The organism is Labilibaculum manganireducens, assembly GCF_002843385.1.
GTDB classification, from domain to species: domain Bacteria; phylum Bacteroidota; class Bacteroidia; order Bacteroidales; family Marinifilaceae; genus Labilibaculum; species Labilibaculum manganireducens.
On the sequence record NZ_MVDE01000012.1, the window covers coordinates 120882 to 141651 of the forward strand.

A 20770-nucleotide genomic window follows, 5' to 3' on the forward strand; every position below is an offset into this window, starting at 1 on the left:
AATTAAACACTATGAGAAAAATTGCATGCTTTACGTTAATCATGCTTCTTGGCTGGCAGGTATCCTGGGCACAGGATTTGCTGGTTAAAGGTGTGGTTATCGGTGCAGAAGACGGGTTAACTATCCCGGGCGTTTCGGTTGTAGTAAAAGGTACAACCAATGGAACAACTACCGATTTTGATGGAAAATATGAAATCAAAGTGGAAACGAATGCCATTTTGGTATTCACTTACATTGGAATGAAATCATTTGAGACCGCAGTTGGTACTCAAGCAGAATTAAATGTGGTGCTTCAAGCCGATAATTTCGCAATGGACGAAGTTGTGGTTGTTGGCTATGGCGTTCAAAAGAAAAGTGATATTACGGGTGCGGTTGCTTCAGTTGATTTTGAGGACTTGGAATCACAACCGATTAATACTGTTAGTGACGCATTGAAAGGTAGAATCGCTGGGGTTTCAGTAGTTTCGAACAGCGGGGCTCCAGGAGGATCAATTTCTATTCGTGTTCGAGGCATTGGAACTGTTAATAATGCAGATCCATTGTATGTGGTTGATGGAATTCCAACAACTGATATTAATTTCTTGAATCCTAACGATATTGCTTCTATTGAAGTATTAAAAGATGCTTCTTCATCTGCAATTTATGGTTCTCGTGGGGCGAATGGGGTTGTTTTAGTTTCAACAAAAAGTGGAAAATCAAATACAGCACCAAGAGTTGACGTTGATGCATACTATGGAGTAAAAGAGGTGATTAATAATTGGGAAACAACTTCTGGTTCCGAATGGTATTCTATTCAGGAAGAAATGAATAAAACCAGAACTTCTCCTCTTGATTTATCTCAGGTTGATAAAAATGTAAATACCGATTGGTTTGATGAAATTACTCGATCAGCAACCGTGCAAGATTATAACGTTAGTGTTTCTGGTGGTTCCGATAAGCTTACCTATATCTTAGGTGCAGGTTATTATGACGAAGAAGGTACCGTAAAGGGATCTGATTACGAAAGAATTACTACTCGATTGAAAACAGATTATCAGGCTAAAGAATACCTGAAAATTGGAACAAATATCAACATTCAAAGCAATAAGAGAAGTTCTATTACTGAAGGTAGCTACCACACAGGTGTTATTAATACAGCAATTAAATTGGAGCCTGTTATTCCTGTTTGGATCAATGAAGCTGAAGGAAAATACGATTATTCAAAATTTACGGATTATCCTAACCCTGTTGCTCAAATTGCTTACGATAATTACAGAACAGAGCAGTTTCGTTTGTTAGGAAATGTTTTTGCAGAATTGGAAATTATTAAAGATTTAAAATTAAAAACCAGTTATGGTTTAAACAGAAGTGTGACCGATACCTATGATTTTGATCCAGTGTATTTTGTAAACACAAACCAAAATAACGGAGTGAATAAGGTGTACAGAGGGTATGATCGTTCTGTTTATCAGACATGGGAGAATACCTTAGCCTACAATAAAACAATTGGCAAACACGATGTTGGAGCTTTGGTTGGTTTTACTAAAGAGAAAAGTCGTTACGAATGGTTGACAGGAAGTAAAACAAACGTTCCTAATGAAGATGAGGCTCTTTGGTATTTGAATGGAGCTGCCGATGGCGATCTTACTACAGGATCAGCTGAAGAATATACTTTAATGTCGTATTTGGGACGTATCAATTACTCTTACGATAACAAATATTTGATGACTGTTAACTTCCGTGCCGATGGATCTTCCAGATTTGCAGATGGAAATCGTTGGGGATATTTTCCTTCGGTTGCCTTGGGATGGAAACTTTCCGAAGAAAATTTCATGCAAGATATTGACTGGCTTTCTATCTTAAAACTTCGTGGAGGTTGGGGACAAATTGGTAACCAGAACATTGGAATTTATCCATACCAAACAACCATGAATGGTAGTGCACAGTATCGTTATATCTTTGGCAATGATGAAGCTATAAACCAAGGATATGTTGTGACTTCAATGAAGGATCGTGATATCAAGTGGGAAACAGTGGAGTCTCTAAATATTGGTTTTGATGCTGCACTATTTGATGCTCGTTTGGAAGTTTCTTTTGACTGGTTCAATAAAGATACGAAAGACATGTTGCTTTCAGTTCCAATTCCTTACTATTATGGATATGAATCTGGTCCAGTTGTAAATGTTGGAGAAGCAAACAATAAAGGAATTGAGGTTTCTTTAGGTTGGAGAGATCAGATTGGTAAAGATTTTAGCTATAACATTGGGTTGAATGTTTCTACCTATAAAAATGAAATGAAAAGTCTTGGTTCAGGACAACCAATTATTGGTGGAGCCTATTATTTAGGTAATGCAACCAAAACTGAAGAAGGAGAATCCATTGGTTATTTCTACGGTTACAAAACAGATGGCGTATTTCAAACTCAAGCTGAAATTGATGCACATGCAACACAGGGAAATAATTCTTTGTTGCAACCAGGTGATATGAAGTTCGTTGATGTAACCGGTGATGGTGTAGTGGATGGTGATGACAGAACCAAAATTGGAAGTCCGGATCCTGATTATACTTATGGTATTAATTTGGGCGCACAATATAAAAATTGGGAAATTAGTGCTTTCATTCAAGGATCTAAAGGAAATGAGATTTTCAATGCGATGAAAACTCACCTTTATAAATTTGATGAGACAAATAAGCATAAGGACATGTTGAATTCATGGACTCCAACCAATACCAATACCAATATGCCCCGACTTACTGGTTATGACAGAAATGATACAAACCGTACTTCTGATCGATTTGTGGAGGATGGGTCGTATATGCGTTTGAAAAATCTGATGGTTGCATATAACTTTCCTAAACGTTGGTTGAATCGTGCTAAATTGAGTTCAGCAAAATTATATTTCTCCGGACAAAATTTATGGACTATAACTGATTATACTGGTGCAGATCCTGAAATCGGACAGATTTCTTCTACCAACTATTTAAGCCGTGGGGTAGATATAGGAACTTATCCGCAGGCTAAAACTTATGTTGTAGGTGTTAAACTAGGCTTCTAAGCTACTAAACATGAAAAGAATGAAATTATATAATAAATCAATTAGCAAGTTGCTTCTGGTTTTGGCTGCAAGTGTAGTCTTGACCAATTGCAGCGATGATTACCTTGATCAGGTAAAGTTGGGGCAGGAAACTTCAGATGTTTACTTTAATAGTCAGGAAAAAGCTGTAGCTTCAGTGACGGCTGCTTATTCAGACCTGAAAGATTATCGCTTTGGCTGGTTTCTTTGGGCCTTTGGTGAAACAATGAGTGACAATGCTATTTATAGTGGTAGTGATGGCGATAATGCAGGATTTGAACCGTTAAAGACTTTTAATGGTACTGCTGATATGTTTCAGGTTCGTTACAAATGGGATTTGTGCTATCGCGGAATCAATAAGTCAAGTCAGGCAATCGAAGGAATTGAAGGAATGCCCGATGAACTGTTTGAATCGACAATATTCAAAAACCGTTTAATTGCAGAAGCGAAAGTGTTGAGAGCTTTTTATCATTTTGAATTGGTGCGTGCATTTAATCGAATTCCAATCTTAGATCATTTGATCAAAGGCGCTGGCGAGAAAATTGGACAATCTGATGCTGCTGATGTTTATGCATTTATTATTACTGAAGTGGAAGCTGTAGAACCAAATTTACCTGTTAAAAGTGCTTACAGTTCTAGTGATTTAGGTCGGGTTACCAAAGGCTTTGCACAAGGATTTTTGGCTAAGGTAAATCTTTATGCTGAAAATTTTGCTGATGCAAAAGTCTGGGCCAAAAAAGTAATAGATTCTAAAGAATATCAGTTAGATCCAGATTTTGCTCATGTTTTTTCTTTTGATGGCGAAAATGGAATTGAATCTTTGTTTGAAATCAATTTTATTGAATCGCTAACAGAATCTGGAGCTACAACGAATAATGGTAACTTTCAAACCTTATTCCAGATTCCAAGAAATATAACTTACGGTTACGGGATTAACCAACCTACTCAAGATTTGGCTGACGCATTTGATGCTGCGGGAGATGTTATTCGTAAAGCTGCAACTTTGCTGACAACTGATGAGGTTTATGCAAATGAAATTCCTCAAGGCGTTTGGGATTGGTACAACGCTCAGACTGATTTACAGGTTGCTAATGATTCGTTAGATCAGTGGAAAGCTAAATTGACCTTCAATAGAACTGGCTACTATCAGCAGAAAATTTATGTAGGACCAGATGACCGATCAACTGAGATTCGTAACAATCCAAACAATACTCGGATTATGAGATATGCCGAAGTGCTTTTGACTTATGCTGAGGCTTGCTACAAAACTACCGATGAGGGGAATGCTAGAATCGCTTTAAATGAAGTGCGTGATCGCGCAGGTTTAAATGATGTTACTGCATCTGGAACGGCTTTGCTTGATGCAATTTATGCCGAACGTCGTCTTGAATTAGCAGGAGAGAATGACCGTTACCATGAATTACTTCGCACGAATAGGGCTAACATTTTGCCATATTATTCAGAAGCACATAAATATTGGCCCGTACCACAGGCTGAAATTGATAGAACCACAGGTGAAATTGAACAAAATCCTGGATACTAATTCAGGTACTATGTAGTAGTAGTAGTAGTAGTGTAACAGGGATTCTTCGGGATCCCTGTTTTTTTTTGTATGTAAAAGCTTCATTAATTTTTTACTATCTTCATAAGATGCCATCACAGTTCGTATTCGAACACCTGCTGTGTTAATTACGGACAGTTAACTCTTTCTCATTTTTTAAAATATTGGTTTAGTTTTTGATTTAAAGAGATATAGTAATTTTGGTATTTGATTTGAATAAGAAAAATAGATGATATGTATCGAAGGGTTAAGTTTTATAAATATGTAATTGTATTATTCCTGGCTGTAATTAATTTATGGTCATTCAATGTGGAAGCACAAGAAAAGAAGAATGAATTAAGCTCAGGTGCATTTTCATCTTACGATAAGGTTTTTAATGGAAATATTCAGGATCTTAACTTGGCAGACTACTCTGATGGGCCGCATTTTTTCTGGCTCGACAATAAAACTGTGAAGTTGTGGTATATCAATCATAAAAAAGAAGGAAATACCATTGATATCCGGGAGAAGAAAATAAAGATAAAAGGAGATTCGGTAGTAGTTAAAGGACAAAAAGGTGATAAGAATAAATATTGGCTTCGAAAGGGAAAATATCCAATTCAAAGTGCAGAATACTCGGGAGTGACAAAGCTGTTGGCAATTGGAGATGTGCATGGAGAATATGATGCACTGGTGGAATTATTGCGGAATATTGGAGTAATTAATAAGGATTTGGATTGGAATTGGGGAGATGGACATCTGGTTTTTGTTGGAGATATTTTTGACCGGGGAGATAAAGTAACTGAAAGTCTGTATTTAATTAAGAAATTACAAAGACAGGCAAATGAGAATAAAGGGAAACTGCATTTATTGCTAGGGAATCACGAAATAATGGTTTTAATGAACGATTCGCGTTACGTTGCTCCAAAGTATAAGAATATGTGCCAAAGGTTAATGTTTAATTACCCGCGCTTTTTTAAGGCAGATACAGAATTGGGGAAATGGCTGCGATCATTAAATTCCGTAGTTAAAATTAATGATTTACTATTTGTTCATGGTGGCTTGTCTCCTGATTTAGTTGATAGAGGACTTAGCTTGGAGCAAATAAACAATGATATTCGGAAAAGTATAAGTGCAGATAATAAGATGACACATGAGAAGTTGATGAGATCCATATATTTCCCTGAAAACCCTTTGTGGTATAGAGGTTATCTGATGAAATCAAGAAGTTATTCAATTATTACTAATGAGGAGTTAAATAAGGTGCTTTCTTATTATGATGTAAATAGAATTTTTATCGGGCATACAGAGGTTGAATCTATTCATTTTTTACATGAAGGTAAAGTCGTGGCAATAAATGTTCCAATGGGATATTCTGAAATCGAACCTCAGGTAGTGTTAATTGAAGATGGAAAATATTATCGTTGTTTTTCAGATGGAAGAAGAGAGTTAATTGAATAACATTTTTACAAAATAATGCAATGGGTAGACTGTCGAATACAATTAGGCTGGAAAATAATAACAAGAAAGATTTTTTCATAAAGGCTTTCTTAATCTTATTGATATTCCTTTATTCGATTCCAGTCAGTGCTGTTTCCAGAAAGGATAGAGACAGCTTGTTGCAATTGCCATTGTTTAAAAACGAAAAACTCCTTGAGCTCGAACTAAAAACTAATTTGTCAAGTTTGATAAATGATATTGGAGAGAACCGGATGTATCATAAATGCGAATTGCGGTTAATTGAGAATGAGAAGCAACGGGAAAGTAAGATAGATGTTGAAGTAATGACCCGGGGAAATTTTCGAAGGCGAAAACAAAACTGCGATTTCCCGCCACTACGATTTAAACTGCCTTCAGAAAAGTTGGCAGGAACCGAGTTTGAAGGACAAAGCAAGTTAAAATACGTAAGTCATTGCCAGTCTTATAAGGATGGATTCGAACAGAATACCATTAAAGAATATCTGATCTACAAGATGTATAATCTTATCGACGAACACAGTTATAGGGTTCGTTTGTCTCAAATTTCATTTATTGATCGTCTTACTAATGATACCATTCAAAAGTTTGGCTTTTTTCTGGAAGATAAAAATGATCTTGCCACCCGAAACGGAAAAATAATACTGCATTATAAAAATTTAAAGCAATACAATATTCTTCGAAAGAATATGGTAATGCTGTCTTTGTTTCAGTTGATGATTGGAAATTCAGACTGGGATATTTGCCGGTTGCACAATATTGAGATTTTGTCAGTGGATGAACAGAGCATTCCTGTTGCAGTACCTTTCGATTTTGATTGGTCGGGAATAATCAATCAGACTTATTTTACTTTGGATCCTCAAATAGCTCCCGATGCAAAGTATAAAAGAATATACAAAGGTTACAGATGGAGCGATGAGGAATTGAATGCCGCTTTTACAGATTTTAATGAACTGAAGGAAGCGTTTCTGGAATTGATTTCACGATGTGAATATTTAAATGAAGAGAATAGGCATGGAGTAACTGAGTATATCCAGAAATTTTATGAATTGATTGGTTCAAAAAAGGATGTTAGGGACGTTATTCGGAAAAATGCTCCTAAAATTCCATTGGTAAGATAAAAAGCAGTTTTTTTTTGAAAAAAACTGAAATTTTAAGCGCAAACGATAAAAATAAGGGGTTTTGATCCTGTTTTTATCGTTTTTTTGTTTTGTTGAGCATATTTTTTTGGAAGTAGAATTGTGAAATCAAATTATTTTATTCACATTTGTATCACTGCAAAGGGGGGTGTTGAGTAAAAATTAAATATTTTTTTGCTGAGTACCCCTTTTTTTCAATACGGATTAAGATATCAATAACTAAAATTTTTTCATTTATGACCACAATTAGATTTAAAGCGTTAGGGGAGTTACTTAAAAGAGAACCTAAAGCGGTTCATTTTCCTTCAAATAAGGTAACTGATTATTATGGGGAATTAGTTTTTAATGTAGAATCTATGAGAAAGTATCTTTCTAAAGAGGCTTTCCGAGCAGTAATGACTGCAAATCAAAAAGGTTTGGCTGTAGATCGAAAAATGGCAGATGGTATTGCTGCAGGTATGAAAGCATGGTCTATTGAAAAAGGAGCAACTCACTACACTCACTGGTTTCAGCCATTAACAGACGGAACTGCTGAAAAACACGACGGTTTTATCGATTATGGTGATGGTGGTCATATGATTGAAAACTTTTCCGGAAGTTTATTGGCTCAGCAGGAACCGGATGCATCTTCATTCCCTTCAGGTGGTATCCGTCAAACATTTGAGGCCCGTGGTTATACAGCTTGGGATGTATCATCTCCGGCTTTTATTGTAGGCACAACTCTTTGTATTCCTACTATATTTATATCTTATACAGGAGAGGCACTTGACTACAAGGCACCGTTATTGAAAGCATTAGCAGCAGTTGATGAAGCCGCTGTTGCTGTTTGTCAGTATTTCGATAAAAATGTAACTAAAGTTCATACCAATTTAGGATGGGAACAGGAATATTTCCTAATTGATGAAGCTTTATATTTGGCTCGCCCGGATTTAGTTTTAACAGGCCGTACTTTAATGGGACACTCTTCTTCTAAAGATCAGCAGTTGGATGACCATTATTTTGGATCTATTCCAGAACGTGTTACCGCTTTTATGATGGAATTGGAAGTTGAATGTCATAAATTGGGAATTCCTGTGAAAACCCGTCACAATGAGGTGGCTCCAAATCAATTTGAGCTGGCACCTATTTATGAAGAAGCTAACCTTGCCAATGACCACAATCAGTTGGTTATGGATGTTATGAAAAAGGTTGCCCGTCACCATAAATTCCGTATTCTTTTCCATGAAAAACCATTTGCAGGTATTAATGGATCAGGTAAACACAACAACTGGTCATTAGGAACCGATACAGGTGTTGTTCTTTTGGCTCCAGGTAAAAACCCTAAAGCGAATATTCAATTCCTTACTTTTGTTGTAAATACTTTGATGGCCGTATATAAGAATCAGGATTTATTGCGTGCGTCAATTCTTACAGCATCAAACAGTCACCGCTTAGGTGCTAATGAGGCACCACCTTCAATTATTTCGGCTTTCCTTGGAGATGAAGTTTCAAGTATGTTGGATAGAATTGTAGAGGAAGTTGGTGAAAGAAAAATGACACCGGATGAAAAAACAGCTTTAAAATTGGGTATTGGCAGAATTCCTGAAATTATTTTAGATAATACGGATCGTAACCGTACTTCGCCATTTGCATTTACAGGAAACCGTTTTGAGTTCCGGGCTGTAGGTTCTTCTGTGAATAACGCTGCTGCTATGACTGCCTTAAGTGCTGCTGTTGCTGTTGAGTTAAAAGAATTTAAAATTGCAGTAGACGCTTTAATTGAACAAGGAATCAAAAAAGATGAAGCTATCTTTCAGGTTCTTAAGAAAATGATTATTGAATGCAAGCCGATCCGTTTTAACGGAGATGGTTATTCTGAAGATTGGGTAGTAGAAGCTAAGAAAAGAGGATTAACAAATATTACCAGTGTTCCTGAGTCAATATTAAAGTATCTTGATCCAGCTTCTAAAAAATCGTTGATTGAAAGTGGAGTGATGACCGAGAAAGAATTACACGCCCGTGTTGAGGTTGAATTAGAAAAATTTACTAAGAAAGTTCAAATTGAAGCTCGTGTTCTTGGAGATTTGGCAATCAATCATATCGTACCAACGGCTGTTGCTTATCAAACTAAGCTAATCCAAAACGTTCAGGGCTTAAGAGATATCTTTACCAACAGTGAGTATGAAGAATTGTCTGGCGCGCGTAAAGAGTTAATTAAAGAGATTTCGGTTCATATCAGCTCAATTAAAGCTAAAGTGAGAGAAATGGTTGATGCTCGTAAAGCATGTAATGTATTGAAAGAAGGCATGGAAATGGCTGTGGCTTATGATGAAAAAGTTCGTCCTTATCTTTCTAGTATCAGATATCATATTGATAAGTTGGAGTTGGTCGTTGATAACGAAATGTGGCCATTGCCAAAATATCGTGAATTGTTATTCAATAACTAGTCGAGACAACAATAAAAATTGCAAAAGGATGTTCATTTATTTGAACATCCTTTTCTGTTTTATATAAGAAATGTTTATCTCTACTGACAAAACATTGACCACTGGAATAAAATAATTATTTTTATACCTTGTTAGTTCAATAATTGAATTTTAAACTCATCTGATGAAGCTTTTTTCCAATATCTGTATTTTTATTATTCTGGGAGTATTTGTTTCCTGTTCTTCGCAATCCTACGTAAATCGTGGCGATAAAATGGCTCAGTCCGGACAGTATTACTATGCACAAGGTTTGTACGAAAAAGCTTATAAAAAGTCAAAGGATAAAGAACTAAAAGCCGATATAGCATTTAAAGCAGCGTCCTGTTTCGATCAGGTAAATGAAGTACGTAAGGCTTCCTCATGGTATCGCAGAGCCATATTAAACCGGGATACTTTCTCAAATGCTGTTTTAAATTTAGCTTATGCTGAAGTGAAAAACGGGAAAATGGAAGAGGCCGAGGAAAATTTCTGGGAGTATCTCGATCTAAAGCCCGAAGCAAAAGCAGAGAATGATCCTTCTGAAATACTAAAAAGAATTAACACATGGGAAGAGTATCCGGGAAGATATAAAGTGGAGATATTAAATGATTTTAATTCATCGGGCAGTGATTTTTGCCCTGTTTATATGGGGAAAGATACAAATGTTATCTTTTTCTCATCAACAAGGAAGTTGAATGATAAGCCTAAAAAAGACGGTGTTACAGGAGATTTTCATTCAAATATTTTTGAGTCGCATTTTTCCAATGAAGTGATTCGAAAGAGTAAAAAGAGAAAAGGGAAAGAGGCAACATCACGAAAAGTAATTGTTGATACTTATCAATGGAGTAAGGCTCGTGGTGTGGGAGATACAATTAACTCTGACTGGAACGAAGGTGCGGCATGTTTTTCTCCTGAGGCAGATGTGTTGTATTTTACTTCTTCCCGAAAAATAACCAAAGACAATCAGGGAACAAAAATATTTGCTGTGCAAAGGCAGGAAGATGGCTGGGGAAGTGTCGCACAGCTCGATCTGGTTCCGGATAGTCTGTCCGTGGGGCATCCTTCTATTTCGGCTGACGGTAATATTCTGTATTTCGTATCCGATATGCCTGGTGGTTACGGAGGAAATGACATTTGGATGGCGAAAAAGAGTGGAAGCAGTTGGAGTGAACCTCAAAATATGGGGAGGCCAATCAATTCTCCAAACAATGAGTTATTTCCCTTCATAAAGAACAATGGCGATTTATTCTTTGCTTCTGATAGAAAGGAAGGCATGGGTGGTTTGGATATTTATCAGGCAAAACGCCAGGAAACCGGTGTGTGGAAAGTGGAGAATATGAAATATCCAATAAATTCTACTGCCGATGATTTTGCAATGGTATTTCAGCCTGATCAGGAGAAGGGAATGTTTACATCTTCGCGAAAAAATGGCAACGATGATATTTATAGATTTGATTATGTGCCTTTACAGTTTTCTTTTTTGGGAAAAATTGTAAACTCTGAAACAAACGAATTTATCCCTAATGCAGATATTCATATCGTTTCTTCGAATGGTGAACAAATGGATAGTCAAGCAGCTGAAGACGGGCAATTTAATGTTGATCTTGATCCTGAATTGGAATATATTGTAATGGTTTCGGCAGAAGGATATCTGAATGGCAAAGAGCAGGTGAGTACTTTAGGAATAGAAATCAGCCGCAATTTTAAATCAATAATTGGTTTAAAACCGATTGAAAAACCAATTGAACTGCCAAATATATTTTACGATTTTGGATCATGGCAATTAAGGGAAGAATCTAAAACGGCTTTAGATGGTTTGGTGGAAACATTAAACGATAATCCTAAAATTACGATTGAACTGGGATCGCATACCGATTATGTCGGAAGTGAGTCCACAAACCGCGATCTTTCTCAGAAGAGAGCACAGTCAGTTGTCGATTATTTAATAGAAAAAGGAATCTACTGGGATCGGTTAATTGCTCATGGTTATGGGGAATCGAAACCTCAGACAATTAACGCGGTGAAGGCAAAAGAGTTTGATTTTTTAGCTGAAGGGGATGTGTTGAGTGAATCTTTTATCAGTAAGCTGAAAGAGAAAGAGAAGGATGAGGCGAATCAGTTGAATCGCAGAACCGATTTTAGAGTGCTGTCAACAGACTATCAGCCGGGACCAAATTCTAAAGTGAAACCAGGATCTGATTCCAGTCAAATAGGTAATACATTAATAAAGGATTTATCAGAAATTAAAGGTGTTTTCTATACCGTTCAGATAGGAGCGTTCAATAAAAATACGATTCCGCCCATACTTCAAAAATACAAAGTCGTTTTCCGCGGAAGCGTAGATGATTCTACCGTGAGATACACTACCGGAATATTTGATGATTTGGAAGAAGCAAGAGCTGAAGCAGGTAAGATTAGTGAAACTGGAATTAATGCATTTGTAATCGCTTACAATAAAGGGAAAAAGATTACCTTTGCCGAAGCAAAAAAATTGAAGAAGTAAATGAGTAAGTAAGAGTGAGACTGTTTTATCTGTTTGCTATTTAGCGATTTACAGTCTGCGAGTTCTAATCTTTTTGCTTTTACCTTTTATCTAAACAACCATGAGAAAAGACGAAAGATATAACCTTAGAGGAGTGTCAGCTTCGAAGGAAGATGTGCATAGTGCAATTAAAAATCTGGATAAAGGATTGTATCCAAATGCATTTTGTAAAGTTGTTCCTGATTACCTTACCGGCGATGCAGACTATTGTAATATTATGCATGCCGATGGCGCAGGAACAAAATCATCTCTTGCCTACATGTATTGGAAGGAAACAGGCGATATTTCTGTATGGAAGGGGATTGCTCAGGATGCATTGATCATGAATTTGGATGATTTGCTTTGTGTTGGTGCAGTCGATAACATTCTGTTGTCATCCACAATTGGAAGAAATAAAAATCTGATTCCCGGAGAAGTTCTTTCTCAGATTATTAACGGAACTGAAGAGTTATTAGCTGAGTACAGTAAAATGGGAGTTAATATTCATTCAACAGGTGGCGAAACTGCAGATGTGGGAGACTTGGTTCGAACCATTATTGTCGACTCGACGGTTACCTGCCGAATGAAAAGAGAAGACGTAATTACCAATGAAAAAATTCAGGCCGGCGATGTAATTGTTGGTTTGTCATCATCAGGGCAGGCAACTTACGAAACAGAATACAATGGAGGAATGGGATCTAACGGTTTGACCTCTGCGCGTCATGATGTATTTTCAAAATATTTGGCCGAAAAATATCCTGAAAGTTTCGATAATGCAGTGCCTGCGGAATTGGTTTACTCAGGAAACTGTAAATTAACCGATAAAGTGGAAGGTGTTGATATCGACGCAGGTAAATTGGTACTTTCGCCAACCAGAACCTATGCACCGATTATTAAAAAAATCTTGGATCAATTCCGATCTCAAATCCATGGAATGATTCATTGTTCAGGTGGAGCACAAACGAAAGTGCTTAATTTTGTCAACAATATTCATATTGTGAAGGATAATATGTTTTCGGTTCCTCCTTTGTTTAAACTGATAAAAGAGCAGAGTGGAACTTCATGGGATGAGATGTATAAGGTGTTTAATATGGGACATCGGTTTGAATTGTACGTTTCGGAAGAAATCGCTGAAAATATTATCTCGATATCAAAAGAATTTAATGTAGATGCTCAAATAATTGGTCGTTGTGAGCCAAACACAGGAAAAAAATTGACGATAAAAAGTGAATTTGGAGAATTTGAGTATTAGGATATTTGAATATACTACAAAAGAGGCTGTCGATAGAACAGCCTCTTTTTGTTTGAACTCGATTGGAGATTTATTTTATTGCGGTAGGCTCGACTTTTTTCAATACCAAAATTTGGTTTTCTTTTGTAATTACATAATTGTAAAATTCTTTTAAATAATCATATTCAGAAGGTAAATATTGCGATTTTCCTGTGTTAAAAGAGTATTTAATCATCACCTTGTTAGCAGATTGATTAATTTGGTATATGTATTCCCCACCATTATCAGGAAGTGTAATTTTAGAAGATTTTGGTTGTTCCTCAATTGTGTAGTTGGCAGGAAGTTCCAGAATCAGCAGGTAATTTACAGTTATTGGATATCCAAAATTAACCGGATATTCTCTTTGTTCCAGTTTAAAAGGGTTTTCCTGTGTTTTGTTTTTTAAAATAGGATTCAAATAGATTCTTTCACCTTCCATATTTACAAGGTTTTCTATTTCTGTTGAGTAGCTGATTTTCAAAGGCTTATTTTTGTCTTCTAGATTTTTATATTCAATTTCTGAGATATTCCAGTCTTCATAATCCGATTTTAATTTTTCGGTATACCCATCTGTGTTGTTCGAAATCGTTTTTCTGATATCCACTCCTTCATAGTCATAAAAAGCTTCGGTCACTTTACCTTTAAGAGTACCTTCCTCGGTTAAGTTTAGGGTCGACACAATCGCGCATTTTGACCCTTTGTTAGTTTCAAGATTTATCCATTCGGAGTTAGTTTCTGTGATTAATCTGCCTTTGTCATTTAAACATCGAAACGGAAGAATTCCGATTGGGCAATAGGGATCCGTTGCATCCATTAAATAGATTTTGTCTCCTATCTTTGCGCAGGCAATAACATAGTTCATTTGGGTTATTGTAGGATGCGAGGGATGAATAATTCCGTTTTGTCGTGTGCTCAAAACAACAGGATTCGTTTGTATTCCTGCCATACGCAGCATGGCTACTAAAAGTAGATTGATTTCAGCAGAACTTCCCGATTTTTCTTTCCATATAGTTCTTAAATTTTTGTCGCAAAACAATCGGTATTTTTCATTCCATTTAATGTTGTTCTGCACTGCCTGAAAAATTAAAGATGTTTTTTCTTCTTCGCTTTTTGCGTCAGCAATAAGTTCAGGCAGAATATCCTTAATAAATCCATCTTTTTTTAAGACACCTCCAAAATCGTCTGATTTAATTAGTTTGTCTTGAACGTCCTCCCATGTGGAAGTGAAATTATGCAATACCCCGTAATCATACTTGTAAGATTGCAATTCAAATTCAATGCAGCTAAAGTAGTTTTCTTCGGCAAGCATGTATGATTCTTTTTTAAAAGAAGGAATGTTTTCCGCATAGTATTCATTAACATTGGAATTGGGTGTGAGAGTGTATTGGTGTACTTTGCTATCAACATTTCCTGTGGAATTATCTCTGTATCGAATCAAAAAATTTTCTGGTCTGCTCGTTTCATCTAATTTCTTTATGGGATAATATCCTTTTGTTGTAATCTGATAGTTGAAATAACTTGGGATTCGTGTATTGTATTTTGAATAGACAACAGGAATGCTGTATTGGAATTGCCAGGCTCTAAAATTTTGATAGAATGGAGAGGAAATTTGGTATTTTATTTCAATAACAGAGCCTACTTTTATATTCGGCATAGTGAATTTTATTCTATTCCAGCTTGGAGTAGTTTTTTCTTTGAAAATTGAATTTTTTTCGAGTTTGTCTATAAGAATTTTACCATCCAAATTATAAGTTCTTCCTTTAATTGAGCTTGTTTTTTCTTCTCCATTTTCGCCATGGTATATAGGAATTTTAAATGTTGCAAAATCAAAACCTTCAGGTTTTAGTATTTTTATTCTCACATGGCGCTCAAATTTACAGACAAAATCAGTGTCATCATTTTTGGCTTCAGTTTCAAAATAAGAAGCTCCGCTGTCATATAAGATAACAGCCACTGCACTGGTGTCTTGCTCGTACACTTTCATTTCCAATTCTTCCATAGACACTTTACCAAATTTAATTTTTTCAGTTTCAGCTTTGGAGTTGCCGGCTATTAGAATAAGAAGAAGCGAAAAAGTAATCTTCATTAAGTCATTCATAGTTTGTTTGGTTAGGGTGTGATTATAATATTTTAATCGTGTTGTTTGGGCAGTTTAAATATATAATCCTAAAATTAAAATTTATTAGATTAAATAAAAATTTTTAAATGAGTGATAAATAATTTACTACGCGAAAATATTGGTCGAATAATTCATGGAGTTGCCTTAAATAGTGGATTTCTTAAAAATCAGCATCTAAATAGCGAAAGCTTTATTTAAAATGATTTTATTTTTATAATTTTGTCCAAAATTTAGAATACAGAATATGAGCAGTAATTTGTTACTCGATAAATTAGAAGGTGTCCTTATCCGATTCAAGGAGGTTAGTCAGTTGATTACCGACCCCGAGGTGATGGGAGACATGAAGAGGTATATAAAGCTAAGCAAGGAATATAAAGAATTGGAAGCTGTTTCGGATGCCGCTAAGGAATTTAGAAATGCTCTTGATAGGATTGAAGAATCAAAGGAGATTTTAAACAGCGAATCGGATGAGGAGCTGCGCGAAATGGCAAAAATGGAATTGGAAGAATTGGAAGTCAAAATTCCAGAGCTGGAAGAAGAAATTAAATTGCTTCTGATACCTGCTGATCCCGAAGATTCTAAAAATGCTATTCTTGAAGTTCGTGCTGGTGCCGGAGGAGATGAGGCTAGTATTTTTGCCGGTGAATTGGCCAGAATGTATACAAAGTTTTGTGAATCTAAGGGTTGGAAGGTTTCAATTTCAAGTTTTAGTGAAGGAACTTCGGGAGGATATAAGGAAATTGTAATGAACGTAACAGGAAACGGTGTTTACGGGATTTTAAAATATGAATCGGGAGTACACCGTGTACAAAGGGTTCCACAAACAGAAACACAAGGTCGTGTTCATACCAGTGCAGCTTCGGTTGCTGTTCTTCCTGAAGCGGAAGAATTTGATATCGATGTAAAAGAAAGTGATATTCGTAAGGATACCTATTGTTCATCGGGGCCTGGTGGACAGTCTGTGAATACAACCTATTCTGCCATTCGTTTAACTCACAATCCAACCGGCATTGTGGTTACATGTCAGGATCAGAAATCACAGATTAAGAATTTAGCCAAAGCAATGGTTGAATTGCGTTCCCGTATTTATGCATTGGAACATCAAAAATATCTTGATGAAATTTCATCTAAGCGTAAAACAATGGTTTCTACCGGCGACAGATCAGCAAAAATCCGCACATACAATTTTCCGCAGGGAAGGGTGACGGATCATCGTATTAACTTTACGATGTACAATTTGGCGGCCACAATGGATGGGGATATTCAGGAAGTAATTGACAAGCTTCAAATTGAAGAAAATTCAGAACGACTTAAAGAAAGTGGTTTGTAATAATATTGGCAGTGGTTTTTCCACTGCCTTTTTTGTAATAACTAGTAAACAACCAAAGAAATGGAATGCCTGTTTTTATATAATCAATATTCTGGGTATGATTATTTAATTTTCGGAAAGTTCCATCTCATCAAAACATTAAAATTATAAACGGATGAATTATCAAGCATTATTCGAGCAAATTAAGAAGAAGAGGAGTTTTCTCTGCGTAGGTTTAGATAGTGATATAAAGAAAATACCTGCTCATCTTTTGAATACCGAAGATCCGGTTTTTGAATTCAACAAAGCAATAGTTGATGCTACAGCAGAATTTACTGTTGCCTATAAACCGAATATTGCATTTTATGAATGTCTTGGTGCTAAAGGATGGATTAGTCTTGAAAAAACGGTAAACTACATCAAAGAGAATTATTCAGATATTTTTTTGATTGCTGATGCTAAAAGAGGTGATATCGGGAACACCTCAAAAATGTATGCAAGTGCTTTTCTCGAGAATATGCCTTTCGATTCAATTACGGTGGCTCCTTATATGGGAGAAGATTCAGTAACGCCCTTTCTCGAATACGATAATAAATGGGTGATTCTTTTGGCTCTTACTTCAAATAAGGGGGCTTTCGATTTACAGTTTTTTGAACAGAATAATCAGAGGTTGTTTGAAAGAGTTCTGGAAAAATCTCAGGAATGGGGTACGAAAGAGAATATGATGTATGTTGTTGGGGCTACAAAAGCTGAAATGTTAGGCGATATAAGAAAAATTGTTCCGGAACATTTCTTGTTGGTTCCGGGTGTGGGAGCTCAGGGTGGAAGCTTGCAAGAGGTGGCGAAATATGGAATGAATAATGCTTGCGGATTATTAGTGAATTCTTCGAGAGGAATTATTTTTGCTGATTCTTCGGAAAAATTTGCTGAGGCAGCTAAGGAGGAATCCAGAAAATTACAGGAGGAAATGGAGCTTTTGCTTAAAGAAAAATCTTTGATTTAAATTCAAACTAAATATTTTACAAGGCGGTAATCAATGATTTACCGCCTTTTTTATTGATAAATACATGATAAATTGTTAAATTCGATTTTTGATGATTTAAAATTAATTTGATGAATGAAGATTTCCTGCAGTTTATTTGGAAACAGAATCTGTTTTCTAAAACAAGTATTTTCTCCACAAAAGGAAATGCAATTGAGATTATTGATGTAGGAAAACAAAATTTCGACTCCGGGCCCGATTTTTTTGATGCAAGAATTAAAATCGATAATGTTCTTTGGGCCGGAAATGTTGAAATTCATCTAAAATCTTCATCATGGTATTCTCATGGGCACAATACTGATCCTGCCTACGAAAATGTAATTTTGCATGTTGTTTTGGAAGATGATTCACCTGTTGTTTTGAAAAATGATCGCGTCATTCCCTGTTTGGTGCTTCGTTTCACTCCTGAATTATTGAATAACTACAGAAAGTTAATGTTGTCTGAAAAATGGATTCCCTGTGTGGATGAAATTGGTGAGATTGAAAGTTTTTTTGTTCGGAATTGGCTTGACAGAATGCTTCTGGAACGTTTGGAGCGGAAGTCTGACGAGATTCAAAAGATTTTAGAGCAAAATAACAACTCTTGGGAGGAAACATTTTATCAGGTGTTGGCACGATATTTTGGAATGAAAGTGAATGCTGATCCTTTTCAACAGCTGGCCAGATCCATTCCAATGAAATTTCTGGCCCGGCAAAAGAACTCTATCTTTCAATTGGAAGCTTTACTGTTTGGGCAATCAGGTTTGTTTGAAAAGTTTGATTGTGAAGATGCGTATCTCAATAAATTGAAACTGGAATATGAATTTTTGGCTGATAAATATCAATTGAAAGCATTGTCTCCTGGTCAATGGAAGTGGTTACGTTTACGGCCATCCAATTTTCCTACAGTTAGAATTGCACAATTTGCCGCCTTGGTTCATAATTCGCAGTCTTTGTTTTCACAAATTCTTCATGTGAATTCAATAGAGGATATCGCAAAACTATTGAGCTGTCAAGCTTCCGAGTATTGGACTTCTCATTATCAATTCGGCTTGGACTCGAATGAAAAAGTTAAGATTCTTGGGCAATCGAGTATCAATGGGTTAATTATTAATTGTGTTATCCCTGTTTTATTTCTCTATGGGGTAGTAAATGACTCTCAAAAATTGAAAGATAAAGCTTGTGATTTGCTGGATAAAGTTTCTGCCGAGGAGAATTCGGTTACCCGAAAATGGAAAGAATGTGGTGTTAACGTGAAGTCTGCGTATCATTCTCAGGCTTTATTGCAACTAAAGTCTAATTATTGTGATTTATTTAATTGCTTGCAGTGCGAATTTGGAAATAGAATTATTCGTAGTGTTGATATATAATTTATATTGATGAAAATATAATGTTTCCTTTGTTATTGTAAGGCTTTAATGATTATATTGGATTTTAATCTTGCACGAATGAATAAGCAGAAAATTTGGGAGGAAAACATACGTACATTAGGTATCGCAATGTCATTTTTGATACTGGCAATTCTTATTGGTACAGCTGGATTCATGTTTTTGAACGGAGCCTATACTTTTGTAGATGCCCTTTATATGACCGTGATTACTATTACAACAGTGGGATTTACTGAAGTGCATCCATTGTCGGATACAGGGAAACTTTTTACAATATTTTTAATTTTCGTCAGTTTTGGAATATTTGGATATTTGGCTTCTGCAGTAACCCGATTTATTTTAGATGGCGTTTTTCGTAGAAATTTAAAAGATTATAGAACCGTGAGAAGTATAGAGAAATTAAGTGGACACGTTATTGTTTGTGGTTTTGGAAGAAATGGGAAACAGGCATGCCTCGAATTGATTGCACATGGAGAAAATGTAGTTGTTGTTGATTCTGAGGAAAGCAGTATTGATAATGTTCGTTTAATTCCGGAATTATTGTTTGTCCAAGGTGATGCTACTCAGGAAGAAGTGCTGAGTTTGGCAAATATTTCCAGTGCCAAAGCGCTGATAACAGCAATCCCGAATGATGCTGAGAATGTGTACGTTGTACTTACTGCACGGGAAATGAATGCAACGATAAAGATTATATCACGATCAGAAAAAAGTCAATCCGATAATAAATTAAAAAGAGCAGGAGCTAATAATGTCATTATGCCTGATCGACTAGGTGGACAACAAATGGCAAAGTTGGTTGCACAGCCTGATGTGGTGGAATTTCTGGATAATATTCTGTTGCAATCAACCAAAGGGGTGAAGTTGGAAGAAGTTAGCTGTTGTGAGCTGGCAAATTGTTTTGTGGGTAAATCCATTCGGGAGCTAAATGTACGAGATAAATCAGGAGCCAATATAATTGGTTTAAAAGATGAAGGTGGGGCATATGTATATAATCCTTCTCCCGAAATAGTTCTCGATAAATCTTTTCATCTATTTGTTCTGGGAAATAAAGAGCAGGTTTACAATCTAAAGCAGCTATTAGTAGAAGGCGTATAAGGCTAAATTTCTTATTACTGATATAAAATTGGAAATCACAATCTATATTGTGATTTTTTTTATGTCTGTAAATCAGTGTTTTGACTTTTTGTTTGAATTTTTTTTAGGAAACATTTGGAAGTGTGGAGACTCTTCTGTTATATTTGCATCCACTTTCAACGGAGAGTGGATTTATAAAATGGTTGTTTAGTAGTATTTTATAGGCAGTGGTAGGGTGGTCGTAGGAATCTTTTTATGATTGTATACACCTACTAAACTTCCAATTTTATTTATTTTTTTGAAATTTTTTCACTTAGGGATTAGGATATATTAAAATAAATGATTTATCTTTGCACCCGCTTTCGGAGCTAACGAGCTTGTGAGTCACTAGGAAACTTAGGGATTACAGCGAAATT

At 35.9% G+C, this 20770-nt stretch carries 12 protein-coding genes; 11 read left to right on the forward strand and 1 reads right to left on the reverse strand.

The genetic code is table 11. The features are described from left to right. The first annotated feature begins 11 nt into the window (after nucleotides 1-11). From BZG01_RS09935 to BZG01_RS09965, 7 genes are all read left to right on the forward strand, one after another. Nucleotides 12-3035, forward strand: a complete 3024-nt coding sequence (locus BZG01_RS09935; protein WP_101309682.1) for a SusC/RagA family TonB-linked outer membrane protein — start codon at nucleotides 12-14, stop codon at nucleotides 3033-3035. 19 nt (nucleotides 3036-3054) lie between these two features. Further along, the gene (locus tag BZG01_RS09940; protein ID WP_101309696.1) at nucleotides 3055-4596 is read left to right on the forward strand and encodes a RagB/SusD family nutrient uptake outer membrane protein; all 1542 of its coding nucleotides are present in this window, start codon (nucleotides 3055-3057) and stop codon (nucleotides 4594-4596) included. Between the two features lie 252 nt (nucleotides 4597-4848). After that, entirely contained in the window at nucleotides 4849-6054 is a 1206-nt protein-coding gene (locus BZG01_RS09945; protein ID WP_101309683.1) for a metallophosphoesterase, read from the forward strand. Nucleotides 6055-6074: 20 nt separating this feature from the next. Next, on the forward strand, nucleotides 6075-7190 hold the full coding sequence (locus BZG01_RS09950) for a hypothetical protein (RefSeq protein WP_101309684.1): 1116 nt from the start codon (nucleotides 6075-6077) through the stop codon (nucleotides 7188-7190). Nucleotides 7191-7444: 254 nt separating this feature from the next. Then, entirely contained in the window at nucleotides 7445-9634 is a 2190-nt protein-coding gene (locus tag BZG01_RS09955) for a glutamine synthetase III family protein (RefSeq protein WP_101309685.1), read from the forward strand. 163 nt (nucleotides 9635-9797) lie between these two features. Next, nucleotides 9798-12155: a PorE family type IX secretion system protein gene (gene porE / locus BZG01_RS09960; protein ID WP_101309686.1), complete on the forward strand. Its 2358-nt coding sequence runs from the start codon at nucleotides 9798-9800 to the stop codon at nucleotides 12153-12155. Between the two features lie 100 nt (nucleotides 12156-12255). Next, nucleotides 12256-13425 (forward strand): AIR synthase related protein, encoded by a 1170-nt coding sequence (locus tag BZG01_RS09965; RefSeq protein ID WP_101309687.1) that lies wholly within the window; start codon nucleotides 12256-12258, stop codon nucleotides 13423-13425. 70 nt (nucleotides 13426-13495) lie between these two features. On the opposite strand, the gene BZG01_RS09970 is transcribed toward BZG01_RS09965, so the two are convergent. Next, complete coding sequence (locus BZG01_RS09970) at nucleotides 13496-15541, reverse strand: transglutaminase family protein (RefSeq protein ID WP_101309688.1); 2046 nt, start codon at nucleotides 15539-15541, stop codon at nucleotides 13496-13498. A 265-nt stretch (nucleotides 15542-15806) separates the two neighbouring features. Here BZG01_RS09970 and prfA point away from each other — a divergent pair, with 265 nt between their 5' ends. The 4 genes from prfA (at nucleotide 15807) to BZG01_RS09990 (ending at nucleotide 20375) form a co-directional block, all read left to right on the forward strand. After that, entirely contained in the window at nucleotides 15807-16892 is a 1086-nt protein-coding gene (prfA, locus tag BZG01_RS09975) for a peptide chain release factor 1 (RefSeq protein WP_101309689.1), read from the forward strand. A gap of 154 nt (nucleotides 16893-17046) precedes the next feature. Beyond that, nucleotides 17047-17874 carry an orotidine-5'-phosphate decarboxylase gene (pyrF, locus tag BZG01_RS09980; RefSeq protein ID WP_101309690.1) on the forward strand — a complete coding sequence of 276 codons (828 nt, stop codon included), beginning with the start codon at nucleotides 17047-17049 and terminating at the stop codon, nucleotides 17872-17874. A gap of 110 nt (nucleotides 17875-17984) precedes the next feature. Then, entirely contained in the window at nucleotides 17985-19262 is a 1278-nt protein-coding gene (locus tag BZG01_RS09985) for a DUF2851 family protein (RefSeq protein WP_101309691.1), read from the forward strand. 78 nt (nucleotides 19263-19340) lie between these two features. Continuing rightward, the gene (locus BZG01_RS09990) at nucleotides 19341-20375 is read left to right on the forward strand and encodes a potassium channel family protein (RefSeq protein ID WP_180327276.1); all 1035 of its coding nucleotides are present in this window, start codon (nucleotides 19341-19343) and stop codon (nucleotides 20373-20375) included. The last annotated feature ends 395 nt before the right edge of the window (nucleotides 20376-20770 follow it).